Origin of the sequence: Lutibacter sp. TH_r2 (assembly GCF_033101135.1) — a bacterium.
Lineage (GTDB): Bacteria > Bacteroidota > Bacteroidia > Flavobacteriales > Flavobacteriaceae > Lutibacter.
The window spans coordinates 1,554,483-1,572,774 of record NZ_JAWMPV010000001.1; the positions used below are offsets into that span (position 1 = coordinate 1,554,483).

Genomic DNA, 18,292 nt, shown 5'->3' on the forward strand with positions numbered 1-18,292 from the left:
TTTTTAGAAAGGCTATTTCATTAAAACTTAAATGTTGCTCCAACTAAAAAGTTTCTAGTAGCTTGTGGGTAATAACCTTGAACTTCAAAAGAATTCCCTGGAGTTGACCAATAATCTAAATACGTATAACCACGATCTACATATTCTTTATTAAATACATTATTGACTAAACCAGAAAGTACAATTGATTTAAAAATTGATTTTGGTTTTATTTCATAAGTTAAATTTAAATCACTTGTAAAATAGCTATCTAGTTTAGACGCTTCAGTATCCGTATTACTCATATATTGTTCTCCTACAAATTTTGACAAAAAGTTAATACTTAAATTTTTTGCAGGTTGATAGTTTATTGAGTTTCCAGCAATTATATCTGGTGAAAATGCAATGTTTGTTGTTCCAATGTTTACACTTGTATCATCTCTTTCTAAAATAAAGTTTTTAATTTTATTTGAACTTAAAGTTAAATTTGGACTGATGGAAAACTTACTTGAAAGTTTAATATTTGCATCAATTTCTAATCCTAAACGGTAACTATCGTCAACGTTTTCTCTTAAATACTCACCAACATCATTTAATCCACCAGTTTGAATTAACTGATTTTTGTATTGCATATAATAAAAATTAGTATTTAAACTAACGGCTTCATTTTTTAATCTCCAACCTAATTCAAAATCATTTAAAATTTCATTTTGAACATCTGGTCCATTTTTAAAATCGTCTCTATTAGGTTCTCTATTTGCTCGGGCAAATGAAGTGTAAATACTATTATTATTGTTTATTTTATATGTTAAACCAACTTTAGGGTTGAAAAAACTATATGATTTATCAATATTTAAAGCATCTCTGTCTGAAGTTAAACCGTCAGTTTCATAGTTTACAAACCTTCCTTGTAAATCAACTAAAGCACTTAAGTTTTTATTTACTTTAAAAGAGGCTTTTGAATATATGCTGAATTCATTTTTTGTAGCATCGCTAAAATAATATTGATCTCTAATGTTTGCATCTGCTGCAAATTGTCTAGCCCAAATTACCTCACCAAAATGATCTCCTTTATAGTTACTTGCTGAAATTCCGGAAATAACTTCATATTCTTCATTTTTGTAGTTTGCATTAAAGTTTAAAACATAAAAATCATTATCTAACCATCTTCTTACAATTAAATCCGTTGCAGGAGTTCCATACCAATCTGTTCCGGTAGCTTCAACAATATTATTGTATTTTGAAACTGCGCTTCCTTCTTTGTATTGTTCAAAATAACCTTTTCCTTTAGTGTAATTTAACCCAAGGTTTGTAGACCAGTTTTCGTTTAATGTTTCGTTCCAATGCAATTGATAGTGATCTTGCCAGTAGTTGTCAGTTTCATTATCGTACGTATAAGGATTTTGCTTTCTGTCTTCTTTCAATTCTTCAGCACTTAAACCATACCAAGCTTGGTAGGTTTTTTCTTCGTTACCAAAAGTAATTGCCTTAATTAAAGTATTATCATCTACATAAGATGCTTGTAAAAAGTAAGATTTTAAATCAGAAAATGCTCTATCAACATATCCATCTGAATCAATTTTTGAAAATCGTCCAGCAATTTCAATATGGTCATTTATTTTTCCAGTACTAAATTTAATAGTATTTTTATAAGTGTTATAAGAACCAATAGCGCTGCTTATTTCACCATAAGCTTCATCAGAAATAGCATCGGTAAGTAAATTTAAACTTGCTCCAAAAGCACCAGAACCATTTGTTGAAGTTCCCACACCACGTTGTAACTGCATACTTTGAGTTGATGAAGTAAAATCACCTAAATTCACCCAAAATGTACCTTGACTTTCAGTATCGTTATAAGGTATTCCGTTTAACGTTACGTTAATTCTAGAAGCATCAGAACCTCTAACTCGTATGTACGTGTATCCAACACCAGCACCAGCATCAGATGAACTTGTTACCGAAGGAAGGTAATTTAACAAAACAGGAATGTCTTGCCCTAAATTACGTTTTTCCAATTCCTCTTTTGTGACATTACTATGTGTTACGGGCGAAGAAGGTTTTACACGAACAGCAGAGACTAACACTTCATTTAGTTTTTCTGTTGAAGGAGCAACATAAAAATCAACTTTTTGATTGCTATTAATAATTTCAATTAGTTGCATTTTGGTTTCATAACCTATGTATGAAACTTCAATAGCGTAATTTCCTTTGTTAAGTTGAAATTCAAAATTACCATCACTATCGGTTGCAGTAGCTTTTTTCTGGTCAAGAAGTTTAACTGTAGCATTTGGAAGTGGTTGTTTGTTTTCATTATAAACTTTTCCAGAAAGTTTATAAAAATCTTGTGCGCTTGCAGTAGTTGCAATGATTAAAAAAGCTACTAATAGCTTCACTTTTTTAAAGTTTAGTTTTAAAAATTGTTTCATTTTTTTATAAAATAAAACGATTTAAAAAGAGGTAATTAATCGATGTTTTGAATAAATTACGTTGTTGCCCAAACGATTACTCGTTTTTGACGTCCCTTAACAGCATTACCTGTTCAGGTTCAATGGGTTTGATCTCAGCCGTTATCGGCACCCCTTTTGAGATGCTGCAAAATTACAAATAAAAATTAGAATATTTATTCTAAACTAGGTTTTCTTCGAAAGGCTTTTTTGTAAGCTTGCTTTTTCTTTTTTTCTAAACGTTTTCTAATACTTGATTTACTAGGTTTTGTAGCTTTTCTTTTTTTTGGTTGAATTAAGCTCTTTTTAAGTAGTTTAAAAAGTTTTTTGATAGCAAGTTCCTTGTTTTTATGTTGACTTCTACTTTCGGAACAGGTTAAAATAAGTGTGTTGTCTTTTGAAAGTTTGTTTGCTAATTTTTTTAAAAGAAGTTCTTTTTCTTCAGAGGATAAACCATTAGAATCTTCAATATTATAGAAAAGTTCAATTTTAGAAAAAACTTTATTTACATGTTGTCCTCCAGCTCCGCTACTTCTAACAGCTTTAAAATTTAATTCATGTATAATTATTTCTGAATTCAATTTGTTTTACAATTTATAGATATCCTTTTTCTTTTAATAATTTATCAATTTCTTTAGTAGCAATTTTTAATCGAGTGTCTAAACTTCCTTTTAATAAAATGTAAGGTTTGTTATATTTTATTAAAGCAGTTTCAAAAGTTTTAAACATTTCCAAGCGCTGATGTGGATTTTCACGTATATCATCTGCTTCCCAAGGCGTATCTATATAGGTTAACAAATACAAATCGTAATCATTTTTTAAAGCAGCCTTTTTTAAACTCTCATCAATAGTTTTATCGTAATAGTTTTCAAAATAAACTACCGTTTCTAATAAATCTGTATCACAAATTTGAATTTTATCAGCTTTTTTAGCCAACTGGTTTTCAAGTTCAATTTGACCATACGCAATTGGAAGTTGATCGCTTCCATCACATAATTTACGCTCGTTATTCCATTTTTCTTGTAAATATTCACGTGCATATTCTTGTACCCAAACAGTATTGTAATGTCTGGCTAACATTCTTGAAATGGTTGTTTTACCTGTGCTTTCAGGTCCAAATAGTACAACTTTTATTAAGTTGTTGGGCTGTTGTTTAAGTGTTTTTTCCACGCTAAATATCCAAATATTGCTATAAATGTAAATCCTAAATATTGCAGACTTGTAAATGTAAATCCTTTATAAAAATACAAAGGTACAGATATAATATCTCCAATAATCCAATAAATCCAGTTTTCAATTTTTCGTTTTGCCATTAACCACATACCAACAAAGAAAATTGCGGTTGTAACAGCATCTACATACGCAACCCAACTAGTCCATTTATCAAATGTATTGTAGATAAAATATACAAAAATAATAGTTCCTATAAAAATAGCGATACTTTGTAAATGCTCTTTTTTAGTTGTTTTAGAGATTGGTGTTACATGTGTTGCATCAACCTTTCTAGTCCAAATATACCAGCCATAAACACTCATAATAAAGTAATAGCCGTTAATCATCATGTCACCTAATAATCCCCATTTTAATAATAAATACACAAAAATGGAGGTGCTAATCATTCCTGTAGGAAACACCCAAATTTTATTTTGTTTAGAATACCAAACAGATAAAAAACCAAAAATAACAGCTACAATTTCTAATACAATGTCTAAAGTTTCATATTCGAAATATTGTCCGAAAAAAAAGTTGAAAATCTCGTTCATTTAAAATTTATTTTGTTCAAAAGCTGTTCCTATAACTACCAAATCGGCACCACAATTATACGCTTTTTTTAGTTGTTCTTTAGATCGAATTCCTCCACCAACAATTAATGGAATATTTAGTTCTTTTTTTACTTCTGAAATAATTTGTTCGTTAACGGGTATTTTTGCTCCGCTACCAGCTTCTAAATAAATAAGTTGCTTACCTTTATACATGCCTGCAACAGCTGTGTCAACTGCTAATTGCACATTTTCTTGTGGAATAGGTGAAGTTTTACTCACTTTTAAAACCGAAGAATTAGTGCCGCCATCAATTAGAATATAACCTGTTGGAATTATTTCTAAACTAGAGTTTTTTAAATGCGGAACTGCTTTAATTTGTTGCTCAATTAAATATTCAGGGTTTCTTCCTGAAAGTAGTGATAAAAATAACAATGCATCTGCATTATTGGTAACCTGACTGTAATCCCCAGGAAATATAACAATAGGAATCTGCGTATTTTCTTTTAGTTTTTCAACAAATAAATTGGTGAAGCCATTTTCAACAGTACTTCCACCAACAAAAATAAAGTTTGCTTTTAGGTTTTCAATTCTTTTTGAAATAGCAGAAATTTCTTCTAAAGAAGTTTTATCAGGATCTAATAAAATGGCTAATAGTTTTTCGCCTTTTTTTGAAGCTTTTTGTATGTAGGTTAACACAGATTTATTCATTTCCCATAGCGTAAACAAGCGTGAAACCTTCTAATTGTTTAAATTCTATATCGTAAAATTTATCCCAATCATAAGTTCTAATATGGCCTTTTGTTTTGCCATCCTTCATTTTAAAAGATTCAATATCAATGTCATTTTTAAAAGTTAAACCACCGTGCGGATAAATTTTGTACAAACTTTCTTTTCCGCCCCAAATTACAGTTAACTGCTCAATATAATCATCATCTTTGCTAATAAACCAACGTTCAAAATTCACAAACTTGTTTTGAATAATTTTAATCTTTTCTCTGTTTTTTTCAATATCTATTCCAACTTCAACATTACTGATAATGATGGCAGAATATTCAAAAGAGTGTGTTATTGAAATATGTTTTTCATCTTTTAAATGTGGTTTTCCGTTCTCGTTGTAATACAAGTCAAAATCGGTATAACCTGCTTCTAGTAATAAATGACGAATGCTTAAAAAACCACGTCTGTGAATTTCACTTTTCATTGAAGCGAGTCTGTTTTTACTTCTTTCAGTCAATTCAATTTCTTCTGAAAGCTCATCAAAACTTGCTTCAATTTTCCACACATAAACAGTTGTGTGATTGTTAGGTCTAATTGTTTTATATAAAGGCATTTATATTTTCAAATGGATTTTGTACTTTTGCAAAACTTTAAAACTAATTTATACTTGTTTTAAATAAATAACAAATTTAATAAATATGAGTACAGAAACATCAACTTACGTAAAATATAAAGTAAAAGACATCAATCTTGCAGATTGGGGACGAAAAGAAATTGAACTTGCTGAAGCTGAAATGCCAGGTTTAATGAGCTTAAGAGAAGAGTATAAAGGTAAAAAACCTTTAGCGGGAGCTAGAATTGCTGGTTGTTTGCATATGACTATTCAAACTGCTGTTTTAATTGAAACATTGGTTGATTTAGGTGCAGAAGTAACTTGGAGTTCTTGTAATATTTTCTCTACACAAGATCAAGCTGCTGCTGCAATTGCTGCTGCAGGAGTTTCAGTCTATGCTTGGAAAGGTTTAACTGAAGAAGAATTTGACTGGTGTATTGAGCAAACATTATTTTTTGGTGAAGATAAAAAACCATTGAATTTAATTTTAGATGATGGTGGAGATTTAACCAATATGGTATTGGATAAATATCCTGAATTAGCGGCTGGAATTAATGGTTTAAGTGAAGAAACAACAACAGGAGTTCACCGTTTATATGATAGAATGAAAGCTGGTACATTACCAATGCCTGCAATTAATGTAAACGATTCTGTTACTAAATCTAAATTCGATAATAAATACGGATGTAGAGAAAGTGCTGTGGATGCTATTAGAAGAGCAACAGATACAATGTTAGCAGGTAAAAGAGTAGTAGTTTGCGGTTATGGTGATGTTGGTAAAGGAACTGCAGCTTCATTTAAAGGAACTGGAGCAATTGTAACAGTTACTGAAATTGATCCAATTTGTGCTTTACAAGCTGCAATGGATGGTTTTGAAGTAAAACGTTTAGAGAATGTTGTTGGAAAAGCTGATATTGTAATTACTACTACAGGTAATAAAGATATTGTACAAGGGCACCATTTTGAAGCTATGAAAGACAAAACCATAGTTTGTAATATTGGTCATTTTGATAATGAAATTGATATGGCTTGGTTAAACAAAAATTATGGTGATACTAAAGTTGTAATTAAACCACAAGTTGATAAATATACAATTGGTGAAAATGAAATTATTGTTTTAGCTGAAGGTAGATTGGTAAACCTTGGTTGTGCAACTGGGCATCCAAGTTTTGTAATGAGTAATTCATTTACTAACCAAACGTTGGCACAATTAGAGCTTTGGAATAATAGAGATGCTTATAAAAATGAAGTTTATATGTTACCTAAACATTTAGATGAAAAAGTAGCTCGTTTACATTTAGCTAAAATTGGTGTTGAATTAGAAACATTGCGTGAAGATCAAGCTGAATATATTGGTGTAAAGGTTGAAGGACCATTTAAGCCAGAATATTATAGATATTAAAATTAAAGTAATTCTTTTTTTTTAAAAAGAAGAAGGAATTATTTATTTAAAAGAATTACAAATCCCTTACATTAATTTGTTTGGGGTTTTTCTTTTAAAAGGTGTTATTTTTTAAATAGTTAAAATACAGGTATATTTCATGAAAAACTCAACAGCAATTTTTTATATGATTTTTAGTGTAATAGCATTTTCATTAATGACTGCAGTTGTAAAATATTTAAATGATTTTAGTGCGTATCAGATTGTTTTTTTTAGATCTATTGGAACTTTATTTTTTACAATTCCATTAATTATAAAAAATAAAGTAAAGTTATTTGGAAACAATAAAAAGCTGCTATTTATAAGAGGGGTTTCTGGGGTAATATCCTTAACCTGTTTTTTTGAATCTTTAAACTATTTATCTGTTGGTACAGCAGTCTCAATACGATATACATCTCCAATTTTTGCAGCAATTTTTGCACTTATTCTTTTAAAAGAAAAGGTAAAACCAATACAGTGGTTTTTGTTTTTATTAGCGTTTACAGGCGTTATAATAATTAAAGGTTTTGGTGGCGATGTAAATTCTATTGGATTGTTTTTAATTATATTATCTGCAGTTTTTTTAGGATTAATATTTGTTATAATTCGTAAAATTAAAAATACAGAACATCATTTAATAATTATTAATTATTTTATGATGATGGCTTTTCTATTTGGTGGAATCATGTCTATTAATAATTGGAAAACTCCTAATCAAATAGAATGGTTATTATTGTTAAGTTTAGGTGTTTTTGGTTATGTTGGTCAAGTATATATGACAAAGGCACTTCAATCTCATGAAACAAATGTAATTGCTCCCTTAAAATATTTAGAAGTTGTTTTTATGATTATTATTGGAACTTTTTGGTTTGGAGAAATATATAATTTATGGACTTTATTAGGTATATTTTTAATTTTGACAGGGTTAGTGTATAATATATATTTAAAGAGAAAAAAAAGAGTAACTTAATAAAGTTATAGTATGTGTTAGGTGTTATGTGAAATTTAAAAATTTATAAACTATTGGGGATGTAGCTCATCTGGCTAGAGCGCTTGACTGGCAGTCAAGAGGTAGTGGGTTCGACTCCCATCTTCTCCACAAAATAAAAAACCACACGGCGCCGTGTGGTTTTTTTATTGCAATTTCCCATAAAATAACAATACTTATCTTTTTCTACTACAAATATACGTTGCTATCTATATGCGGGGAAAGGGGAGAACAACTGAAATTAAAAGGGGGATTTTCCCCTTTAAAGAATTTATAGTTGTTTTTAACTATTTTAACCTAACCAACCTTCTCTATCTAAACTTCTATATTGAATAGCTTCAGAAATATGATGTGTTAAAATTTCTTGTTCGTTTTCTAAATCGGCAATGGTTCTGCTTACTTTTAAAATTCTATCATAAGCTCTAGCGGAAAGGTTTAAACGTTCCATGGCGTTTTTAAGAAGGTTTTTACTGTCTTTATTTAATTCGCAAAACTTTCTAATTTGTTTTACATTCATTTGGGCATTGTAATGAATAGTTTCTATTTTTTTGAAACGATTTGATTGTAACTCTCTAGCTTTTGTTACACGTTCTCTAATTTTAACACTAGATTCAGCTTTTGAATCTTCTGAAAGTTTTTCAAATGGAACAGGATTTACCTCTATATGAATATCAATTCGATCTAATAAGGGTCCTGAAATTTTACTTAAATAACGTTGCATTTCAGCGGGAGATGATGTTACAGGAGCATCCGGATCGTTAAAATAACCGCTTGGGCTTGGGTTCATGCTAGCAACTAGCATAAAACTACTTGGATACGTTACTGTAAACCTGGCTCTTGAAATGGTAACCTCTCTATCTTCTAGAGGTTGGCGCATTACTTCTAAAACGGTTCGTTTAAATTCTGGTAATTCATCTAAAAATAAAACGCCGTTATGAGATAATGAAATTTCACCAGGTTGTGGATATTGTCCTCCACCAACTAAAGCTACATCAGAAATAGTATGGTGTGGAGATCTAAAAGGCCGTTGACACATTAATCCAGCGTCTTTAACTTTTCCAACTACTGAATGAATTTTGGTTGTTTCCAAAGCTTCTTGAAGTGTCATTGGAGGTAAAATGGATGGTATTCTTTTGCTTAACATGGTTTTTCCACTTCCTGGAGGTCCAATTAAAATAATGTTATGTCCTCCAGCTGCAGCAATTTCCATAGCTCGTTTTACAGATTCTTGACCTTTTACATCAGAAAAATCAAATTCGGGAAAATCTAAATTTTTATAAAATTCTGCTCTAGTATCAATAATTGTAGGTTGAAGTTTTTCATCTTCATTAAAAAAATCGATTACTTCTGTAATATTTTCAATTCCAAATACATCCAAGTCATTAACAATAGCAGCTTCTTTTGCGTTTTGTTTTGGTAAAATAAAGCCTTTAAAACCTTCTTCTCTGGCTTTTATAGCTATAGGTAAAGCTCCTTTTATGGGTTGTAAACTTCCATCTAAAGAGAGTTCTCCCATAATTAAATACTCACTAATTTTATCGGATTTTATTTGGTTTGATGCTCCTAGAATACCAATAGCCAACGTTAAATCGTAAGCAGAACCTTCTTTACGTAAATCGGCAGGAGCCATATTTATAGTAATTTTTTTACCAGGAAGTTTGTAATTGTTATTGTTGAGTGCAGCCGAAATTCTATAGCTACTTTCTTTAACAGCATTATCTGGTAGGCCAACTAAATGGTAACCAATACCTTTATCTATATTTACTTCAACAGTAATAGTGGTAGCTTCAACACCGAAAACGGCGCTTCCAAAAACTTTAACTAGCATCTTTTTTTTTCTTAAAAATACTAAAAGTTTTGTTAACAAAAAACCCAAGATTATTTCTTGGGTTTTTAATGTTTTAATATGTGTTGATGTTAGAATTTTAAAAATAATTTTTTAGTAGATTCACGTTCTACTAATTTAGTTCTAATTATTTCTGTAGTAACATCTTCAAAAGCTATTTTTTCTTCAATTTTATCTATTAATCTTCTTGCAGCTACTTCTCCAGTTGTATGTGCAAAACGATTTACTGAAGTTAATGGAGGAGAGCTATAACGAGATAACATTCCATTTGTAAACCCTATAATAGACATTTCTTCAGGAATTTTAATTCCTCTTTCATTTAAAACTTGAATAGTTATTGCTCCTGAAATTTCATCTACCGTAAATATTCCATCAACTTTATTGTTATCTAACATAGTATTGATGCGTTCTTTTAAGTTTTCTTCTCCTTCTTGGCGAATAATTAATTCTTCATTTATTTCAAGATTGTATTTTGTTAAAGCTTTTAAATATCCTTTTTTTCTGAATTTGTTAATGTTTAAACCTTCTGTAGTAGAGATTATAGCTATATTTTCACATCCAGATTTCATTAAATATCTTGTTGCTTTATAGGCACTTTTAATGTTGTCTGTAACTACTTTATCGCAATGGATGTCTTTATGAACTCTATCATATAAAACTAATGGAGTTCCATCATTAATAATATCTTGAAAATGTTCAAATTTTTCAGATTTTAATGTTTCAACTGAAAGGCATGCAATAAACCCATCAATAGAGCCATTTGATAGCATTTCAACAGTATCAACTTCTTTTTTATAAGATTCATTAGTAATACATGTAATTAGGTTGTAACCTCTTTCGGCAGCAACTTTTTCAATACCACGTAGAGCTCTTGCAAAATAATAAGCTAAAATATTAGGAATTAAAATTCCAATAGTCTTGGTTTTTTTATTTTGTAAACTTAAAGCTAGTGTGTTAGGTTTATATTTATGCAGTTTTGCATATTCTTGTATTTTTTTCTTTGTTTCATCACTAATTTCATAGCTATCATTTAAAGCTTTTGAAACTGTAGAAATAGAAACATGTAATGCTTGCGCAATTTGTTTAATGGTTATTCTTTTACTCATAGTTAGGTGTGGCTATTAACTTGGTTGAGACTTTAATAATTTCGTTTTTATTTAATTTCATTTTTCTGAACTTTCCTTTATTAAACATTTCAGCTTGATTTTTGTAATGTTTGCTGAATGGGTTTCCAGATTGTCCGGTAGGTATAATACTAAGACTATTTTCAATATCCGAAAAATCTATAATTCTTCTTGTTGAAGGTCCGGATGTTACATTGTAAATTCCAGTTTCTGTTAAGTTATACCCTCTATTGTCAATTACTTCTCTTGCTCCTTTACTTTTAAAAGGTCCAACGTTAAAGTAAGGTTTTAACACTTCAATAGTTCCTAATGGGTGAGGATGTTCTAACGTGTGTACTTTTCCCCATTCCCAGTTTTCAAACGTTTTACCTAATTGATTTTGCAAAATTACAACGCTTTCTTTAAATGATTTTAATAAAATGTTATTTTTTCTCTCTTTTTTATCAGAAGTAGTACTATTATCCCACCAAATGGACTCTTTTTTGCTTAAATGTTCTGCAATTACTCTTTTAGAAAGGTGTGTTTGTAAAAATTGAGTAAATAATTCTTCGCCTAATTCATCTTCAAAAGTGTTTTTTAGGTATAAATACGTCCATTTATTATAAATGGTTGGCGCAATTTGTTCAATAGTATTTGAACCATCCCATTTTTTTAGTATTTCTAGAACTTTTTTCTCATCTGTATTTAATTCTGAATTTTGAATTGTATTTATTAATTCTGAAATTATTTCTGGAGCTACAGAAGATGTAACATCATTTATCATTTCTGAAAAATCTTCTTTTGTCCAATTGTTTTTGGGTTCTAAAAGTTGTACTATTCTTTTGGCTCTGTCTTCGGGTATGTAATATCCAGGGTATAAAATTCCAGCAATTGTATCTGGCTGATTATTGGCAGAATATACATAATTCCATTTTGGATTTTCAGCCATTGGATTTTTTGAAAAATCTAAATATTCAGCAATTTCATTTTCTCCAGAGGCACCATCTAAAATTAATTTAGAGTTTACATTTGGTTTATGTTTGTATAATTTTCCTGCAGCATACCAAGCAATGTTTCCTTTAGCATCAGCGTACATTAAATTTAAGCCTGGTGCATGAATTTTAGAAACTCCTAATTTAAATTCATCTTTGTTTTTAGCATGAGAAATTTCAAAAAGAGCGTTTAAAACTTTATTTTCTAATTGTGTGTACACCCAAAACATTGCTATTGGATTGGTATTGGAAACACCGTCAATTACATTGTTTATTATAGGGCCGTGTTTTGAGATTTTTAAATCTAAAATTTCATTTTCAGCATCTTTAACTTTTATAGTTTTTCTGATAGTTTTGTAGGTTTCAAAGTTTTTGGTTGTTTTATATTTATTGGGGTTTGAAGGATTGTTTTCTTCTTGATAAAAATCGATGTCATCGTTTTCAAACATTGTTAATCCGTAAGCGTAGTTTCTATTATGACCTAATAATGGAAATGGAACTCCAGCTAAATGGTAACCATACATTTCGTAGTTGGGAGTTGAGATATGAGCTTCAAACCAAACTGCTGGTTGCGAAAATCCAATATGTGGATCGTTTGCAAACAGCACTTTTCCACTTTTAGTTTTTTTACCAGAAACAATCCAACTATTACTTCCTTCAAAAAGAGGAATGGGAGTTTTATTTAAAAGTGTTGTTATTTCTTTTGAAATTTGAGCGTAGTTTGGATGTGCATTTTTAATTAAAGTTGAGTTTGCATCAACATTAATATTGAGTTCTTTTAAATAGTTATTACCAAGTTTTTGTTGGATACTAGTTAGTAATGGATCTGTTTTATGTGCCATAGCAAAACTAAATGCCATATACCCAACAGTATTATAAACATCTTTAATTGTAAAAGGTGTTTTTTCAATACCTATTAATGTAAATTCAATGGGAGTTGGTCCGTTTTTAATAAATTGATTAATACCATTTAGGTATGCTTGAGTAAGTTTATAGGGTTCTCCATTTGTATCTAGCTTGCCAATTGCTTTTTCCGAAGCTTCGTCAATTCCTATACTTGCAAATAATTTATCTGTTTTTAAAGCATCCATCCCAAAAATTTCCGATAGCTTTCCAGGAGTAATTCTTCTAACCAATTCCATTTGCCATAATCTGTCTTGGGCATGTACGTAGCCTAATGTTGTATATGCATCTTTTTCATTTTCAGCATAAATATGAGGTATTCCATAATCATCAAAATAGGTTGTAGTTTTATTTTGAAGGTTTTTTAATAAAATGTTTCCAGAATAATCAGGTTTTAAAGAATTATAATATATCCAACCTCCTAAAAAAGCAAGTAGCACAGTAAGAGTTACCGTAAGTGTTATTTTTTTGAACACACTCATTTTTTGAAATATAATTGGTTGGTTTCTTCAAATATAGGATTTCTAAAATTAAGTATTAAAAAAAAAGCATCCTTAATAGGATGCTTTTTTTAATAGGTGCTTGTTAAATATATTTTTCTTTAATAATTTTTAAATGATGAATTTGATGTCCAGCAATAATAAAACCTAGTGCTCTTACCGTTATATCACTTCCATTTGCAGAACCTGTTTTTCCAAGCATTTCGAGTGTAAAACTGTTAAAAAGCGATAAGGTTGCTTTTCTAACCAGTTTAAATTCTTCTAATAAATCATCTATAGATCGTTCGTTTCCATTAGAGTTATCTACGTACCAATCTTCATCAAAACCAGGCACATCTGTAGCGTCATTTCTAGAAAAACGTAAAGCTCTATAACTTAAAACGCGTTCAGCATCAGTTATATGTTGAATTAGTTCTTTAATGGTCCATTTACCTTCTGCATAACGATACGTTAATTTTTTTTCAGGTAAATTTTCAATAGTTGTTGTTAAATCTTTTAATGAAGATTTTAAAACAGTGCGTAAATCAGCTTCACCTAAAGCTTTTATATAATCACTATAAAACGGAGCATATTCGTTTTCGTTTAAATGTGCTGAATTCATTATTAGGCAGAATTTCTACTTGCATTAATATTTCCAAACAGTGAACGCGTTACCATTTTTTCAAATGTTTTTAATAATTCTGGATCGGCATTTTTATCTTTTTGTAATTTCTGAATATTAATTAATGCAAATTGTTGAATGGTAATTAATGGCAATACAATATTCTCACGAATATCAATAGAAGCTTTACCAACCTTGTTGCTTTGCATTAATTCTGTATAACCAGCTAATTTTAATATTAAACGGTGTGTAGTTTCATATTCTTTAAAAATAATTTTCCAAAATTCGCCAAACTCTTCATCTTTTTCCATGTATTGTGTTAAGCCAAAAAACGATTTAGAGAGCGACATCATACTGTTGCCTATTAATGTTTTAAAGAAGTCTGAATTATTGTAAAAATCAATTATTTTGTCAAACTCACCAGCATCTTCGTATTTTTTTAAAGCAGTTCCAACACCATAAAAACCAGGTACGTTTTGTTTTAACTGACTCCATGAACCTACAAAAGGAATGGCACGTAAATCTGAAAAATTTAATTCATTACCACTTGAACGTTTAGATGGTCTACTTCCAATATTTGTTTTTGCATAGTATTTTAGCGTACTCATACGTTCTAAATACGGTAAAAATTTAGGATGGTTTTTGAAATCTGAATATGCTTTATAGCTTACTTCTGCTAAATCATTCATAATTTCAATATCATTCTTGGTCATAATATTGTTGGTGTTGCTAAATAATTTATTTGCTATACCAGCACTTAACAATTGTTCAATATTATATTGTGAAGCATCTTGCGTTCCAAAGTTGGAGCTAATAGTTTGACCTTGAACCGTTAATTGAATTTCTTTATTTTCTATAGTTGGCCCTAATGAAGCGTAAAATTGATGTGTTTTTCCACCGCCACGTGCTGGAGGTCCACCTCGACCATCAAAAAATATAACCTTAATTCCGTATTCTCTTGATATTCTTGTTAAGTTTTCTTTGGCTTTGAAAATAGCCCAATTAGCCATTAAATAACCACCGTCTTTAGTTCCGTCAGAAAAACCTAACATAATGGTTTGTTTGTTTCCTCTTGCTATTAAATGTTTCATATATGCTTTATTAGCATATAGTTTATCCATAACGCCTTCAGCATTTTCTAAATCTGTTATAGTTTCAAAAAGCGGAATAATATCTGCGGTAATATTATGGTCAAAACCACACAAATTAAACATTGCAAATGTTTCCATCACATTTACAGCTTTTTGGTTATTACTAATAATGTAGCGGTTTGCACCACGTTCGCCATTACTTTGTTGAATAGATTTTACTGCAAAAATAGAACTTAAAGTTTTAGAAACCATTTCATTTTCAAAAATTGAAACATCTACTGATCCTTTTACTTTTGAAAGAATTTCTATTTGCTTATCTTCTGAAAGGTCTAAATAATTTTTAGGAAATTCAGTATTACCATTTTCTTGTAAAGTGGTTACAATTTCAGAAAAAACATTGTGGTGAACACGGCTATCTTGTCTAATGTCTAGTGTTGCAAAATGATAACCAAATAGGTGAACTTTATTAATAAAGTCGTTAATTTCTTCTTCGTATAACGATTGATGTTTATCAATAATAATAGTTCTAATTTCTTCCAATCTATCAATAAATACAGTTAAAGGTAACATGGTATTTAAGTCTGGATTTACGCTATTATCAAACAGTAGTTTTTCTAATTCGCTAATAGAATTTTCAACACCGTTAAAGGTTAAGCGTTTTTTTAAAATTCTAATATCTCTATAGTAATTTTTTAAAATAGTTTGTTTTAAGCGTTTTGCAACATTTAAGGTAATTTCTGTAGTTACAAAAGGATTTCCATCACGGTCACCACCTGGCCAAAAACCTAAATCAATAATTTCGTTTGGAATTCTTTTTCCATCAAAAACATTGTTTTGAATATAATTGTAAGTGTCAGATACTGAATGGTAAAATACATTTTCTAAATACCAAATTAAACTTACAGCTTCATCATAAGGTGTAGGTTTTTCGTGTTTAAAAAATGGTGTTTTTCCTAGTTGAGCTAATAATTTATTAATTAGTAATAAATCATCTTTTTCAATTGCATCTGCTAATTCTGTAATAATTCCTAAAACAGCTCCAGGATAAAATTGAGTTGGATGTGCCGTTAAAACAATACGAATTTTAAATTCTTCTAGGTATTTTTTTAATGCTTCTTTTTTGTTTTCCTGTGTAGCAGTTTCTTTAGTGTTTCTCATAGTTCCAACACCATCCATATTGTTTACAATTGGAAAAGCTGCATCTTCAATAGCATCAAATAAAACAACTTGACGCTCAATATATTGAATAAATCTAAAAAGTAGGTTTATTCTTTCTTCTTCTGAAGGATTTTGCTGATAGGTACTAAAGAAGTTTTCTATAATTTCTGTTGGGTTTAACTTGTTTGAAAAACCATTTTTACATATTTCATGAAATAGTGGTAAAAGCACACCAGTTTTGGTAATTGTATCAAATGGAAGTGTCATAAATATACTGTTGTATATTTGATATTTCGATAATACGTTTTCTTGAAACCGTGTTAATTTTGGTTGTTTGTGCATGTTTTTTAATTATTTGAGCGAAAAATATAAAATCTCTTTTATATATTGATTGTTGATATGCTAATTTAACGAAATCGTTATAAAAAGTTATAAATTTTTATTATTTCTAGGTAAATCATATAGTGTTGAAAGTTTGAAGAAACTTTTTTCTAAATATTCTTTTTCTTTATTTTTTTGAAAAGAATCATAAATAAATTCTGATGGTTTAAAATAAAAGGATTTAGCATTTATAGTTAGTTGATTATTTTTAAAATATTCATTTCCTATTTGAAGAAACTTATACGAGTTTAAATCTAATTTTGAATTTAAATTAAAAGTAGAAAACTGGTAATTTGAATTTAAAAAATAGATGCTTGTTGGAATAGGTTTTTTGGCTTTAGTAGTTTGAGAAAATGAAACAAATGAAATTAGAAAAAAAATACTGTAAATAACAAAGTGTGAAAGAGTTTTCATAAGTTAAAATTGATTAACGTAAGTTAATATTTTATTTTTAAAATTGTAGAGGTTTTAGCTGTTACTTTAAATCTATCGTCTAAACGTTTGCCAATTACCCAAACAATTTTGTTATTAGAAGTTAACACCCAACTATTTTCTTTTTCAATTATTGAAAGTTTTTCATCTTTAAAAAACTTGCTTAATTTCTTTTTTCCATTAAGTCCAAGTGGGTAAAAATAATCACCATTTTGTCGTTTTCTAATAATTAGTGGGAATTGTACTTTGTCAGCATCTATTGCAATAAAATCATTTTTTTTATCTATTATTTCATCAAATAAAAAGGAAGAATTTTTGGTGTCGTTTACTTTGTGAACTACTTCAAATTTTAGTTTTATGGGTTCACTTATTTTTTTAGTATCTCGTTCTATTTTATATTCTAAACTATTTTTAGAATCTTCTATTTTTGTTAAAATAAGAACTTCTCTATTTTTTAATAATCGGTGTGTTAAGCTTGATATTTGTTTGCCTGTTTGAGCTGTTAATAAATCAAAAACATCATTCCATTCTGTGAAATTGTACTTTTTTAAAAGTTGGTACAAATACGCTTTAGTATTATTTAGTGCTAATAATTTTTCACAATTATAATGGATTTCATTTTCATGTTTGGTTTTAACATTTTGTGAAACTTCTTTAATTCGATCTTTAATTAACTGTTTACTTTGGTTTAAGTTTTCTAAAGTATTCTGAAAAGATTCTAATAAACTTGGGTTTAATTCTTTTAATACAGGAACAACTTTATGGCGTATTTTGTTTCTGGTATATTTTATTGATGAATTGCTGCTATCTTCTCTCCAATGAATTTTATTTCTAGTGGCGTAGGTTAATATTTCGTTGCGAGAAAAGGGTAGAAGAGGTCTAACAATATTTTTGTTAATAGGTGGAATTCCACACAAACCATCTAAACCTGTTCCACGTGTTAAATTAATTAAAAATGTTTCAATTATATCATCTTTTTGATGTGCTGTAACTATATAATCGTACTTGTTTTTTTTAATAATTTTCTGAAACCAATTGTATCTTAAATCACGAGCAGCCATTTGGGTAGACACATTATTAGTCTCGGCATATGCTTTAGTGTTAAAATTAGTTGTAAATGTTTCTAATTCTAATTTTTCACCAAAATCTTTTACAAATTGCTCGTCTTTATTGCTGTCTTTTCCTCGTAAATTAAAGTTACAATGCGCTAAACCAATTTTAAATTTTGATTTATAAAGTAAATGAGTTAGTACTACGCTGTCAATTCCACCAGAAATTGCAACTAATAATTTTTTTGATTTTAAAAAAGGAAAATCAGATTTTATATGTTGTTTAAAAGCTCTAATCATAACAAAGTAAAT

General features: G+C 29.3%; 15 protein-coding genes, 1 tRNA gene and 1 riboswitch. Of the genes, 3 read left to right on the forward strand and 13 right to left on the reverse strand.

Annotated features, from left to right (window positions below):
- Window positions 1-20 precede the first annotated feature (20 nt).
- From R3X25_RS06570 to R3X25_RS06595, 6 genes are all read right to left on the reverse strand, one after another.
- Complete coding sequence (locus R3X25_RS06570; RefSeq protein WP_317673056.1) at window positions 21-2,405, reverse strand: TonB-dependent receptor; 2,385 nt, start codon at window positions 2,403-2,405, stop codon at window positions 21-23.
- 75 nt (window positions 2,406-2,480) lie between these two features.
- Window positions 2,481-2,570: riboswitch (TPP riboswitch) on the reverse strand.
- A gap of 29 nt (window positions 2,571-2,599) precedes the next feature.
- Window positions 2,600-3,004 carry an alternative ribosome rescue aminoacyl-tRNA hydrolase ArfB gene (arfB, locus tag R3X25_RS06575; RefSeq protein WP_317673058.1) on the reverse strand — a complete coding sequence of 135 codons (405 nt, stop codon included), beginning with the start codon at window positions 3,002-3,004 and terminating at the stop codon, window positions 2,600-2,602.
- Window positions 3,005-3,017: 13 nt separating this feature from the next.
- Window positions 3,018-3,593 carry an ATP-binding protein gene (locus tag R3X25_RS06580; RefSeq protein ID WP_317673060.1) on the reverse strand — a complete coding sequence of 192 codons (576 nt, stop codon included), beginning with the start codon at window positions 3,591-3,593 and terminating at the stop codon, window positions 3,018-3,020.
- Window positions 3,557-4,186 carry a nicotinamide riboside transporter PnuC gene (gene pnuC / locus R3X25_RS06585; protein WP_317673062.1) on the reverse strand — a complete coding sequence of 210 codons (630 nt, stop codon included), beginning with the start codon at window positions 4,184-4,186 and terminating at the stop codon, window positions 3,557-3,559. Before pnuC ends, R3X25_RS06580 begins: the two co-directional genes overlap by 37 nt.
- Window positions 4,187-4,894: a geranylgeranylglyceryl/heptaprenylglyceryl phosphate synthase gene (locus R3X25_RS06590; RefSeq protein ID WP_317673064.1), complete on the reverse strand. Its 708-nt coding sequence runs from the start codon at window positions 4,892-4,894 to the stop codon at window positions 4,187-4,189. It abuts the gene before it with no gap.
- Entirely contained in the window at window positions 4,887-5,516 is a 630-nt protein-coding gene (locus tag R3X25_RS06595) for a 4'-phosphopantetheinyl transferase family protein (RefSeq protein ID WP_317673066.1), read from the reverse strand. Before R3X25_RS06595 ends, R3X25_RS06590 begins: the two co-directional genes overlap by 8 nt.
- Before the next feature lie 85 nt (window positions 5,517-5,601).
- Here R3X25_RS06595 and ahcY point away from each other — a divergent pair, with 85 nt between their 5' ends.
- From ahcY to R3X25_RS06610, 3 genes are all read left to right on the forward strand, one after another.
- A complete protein-coding gene (gene ahcY / locus R3X25_RS06600) occupies window positions 5,602-6,918 on the forward strand; it encodes an adenosylhomocysteinase (protein WP_317673068.1) in 1,317 nt (438 codons plus the stop codon).
- Between the two features lie 139 nt (window positions 6,919-7,057).
- Window positions 7,058-7,906, forward strand: a complete 849-nt coding sequence (locus R3X25_RS06605; protein WP_317673070.1) for a DMT family transporter — start codon at window positions 7,058-7,060, stop codon at window positions 7,904-7,906.
- A gap of 55 nt (window positions 7,907-7,961) precedes the next feature.
- Window positions 7,962-8,035 (forward strand) — tRNA-Ala (locus R3X25_RS06610).
- A 181-nt stretch (window positions 8,036-8,216) separates the two neighbouring features.
- On the opposite strand, the gene R3X25_RS06615 is transcribed toward R3X25_RS06610, so the two are convergent.
- The 7 genes from R3X25_RS06615 to tilS all read right to left on the reverse strand — a co-directional run bounded on the left by R3X25_RS06615 (window position 8,217) and on the right by tilS (window position 18,280).
- A complete protein-coding gene (locus R3X25_RS06615; protein ID WP_317673072.1) occupies window positions 8,217-9,752 on the reverse strand; it encodes a YifB family Mg chelatase-like AAA ATPase in 1,536 nt (511 codons plus the stop codon).
- A gap of 89 nt (window positions 9,753-9,841) precedes the next feature.
- Window positions 9,842-10,876 carry a LacI family DNA-binding transcriptional regulator gene (locus tag R3X25_RS06620; protein WP_317673074.1) on the reverse strand — a complete coding sequence of 345 codons (1,035 nt, stop codon included), beginning with the start codon at window positions 10,874-10,876 and terminating at the stop codon, window positions 9,842-9,844.
- Entirely contained in the window at window positions 10,869-13,250 is a 2,382-nt protein-coding gene (locus R3X25_RS06625; protein WP_317673076.1) for a penicillin acylase family protein, read from the reverse strand. The genes R3X25_RS06620 and R3X25_RS06625 overlap by 8 nt, the downstream gene beginning before the upstream one ends.
- A 103-nt stretch (window positions 13,251-13,353) precedes the next feature.
- Window positions 13,354-13,869, reverse strand: a complete 516-nt coding sequence (locus R3X25_RS06630; protein WP_317673078.1) for a DinB family protein — start codon at window positions 13,867-13,869, stop codon at window positions 13,354-13,356.
- A gap of 2 nt (window positions 13,870-13,871) precedes the next feature.
- Window positions 13,872-16,460: a phosphoenolpyruvate carboxylase gene (locus tag R3X25_RS06635; RefSeq protein ID WP_317673080.1), complete on the reverse strand. Its 2,589-nt coding sequence runs from the start codon at window positions 16,458-16,460 to the stop codon at window positions 13,872-13,874.
- 87 nt (window positions 16,461-16,547) lie between these two features.
- Window positions 16,548-16,913: a hypothetical protein gene (locus tag R3X25_RS06640; protein ID WP_317673082.1), complete on the reverse strand. Its 366-nt coding sequence runs from the start codon at window positions 16,911-16,913 to the stop codon at window positions 16,548-16,550.
- 23 nt (window positions 16,914-16,936) lie between these two features.
- Window positions 16,937-18,280 (reverse strand): tRNA lysidine(34) synthetase TilS, encoded by a 1,344-nt coding sequence (gene tilS, locus R3X25_RS06645; RefSeq protein WP_317673084.1) that lies wholly within the window; start codon window positions 18,278-18,280, stop codon window positions 16,937-16,939.
- Window positions 18,281-18,292 lie beyond the last annotated feature (12 nt).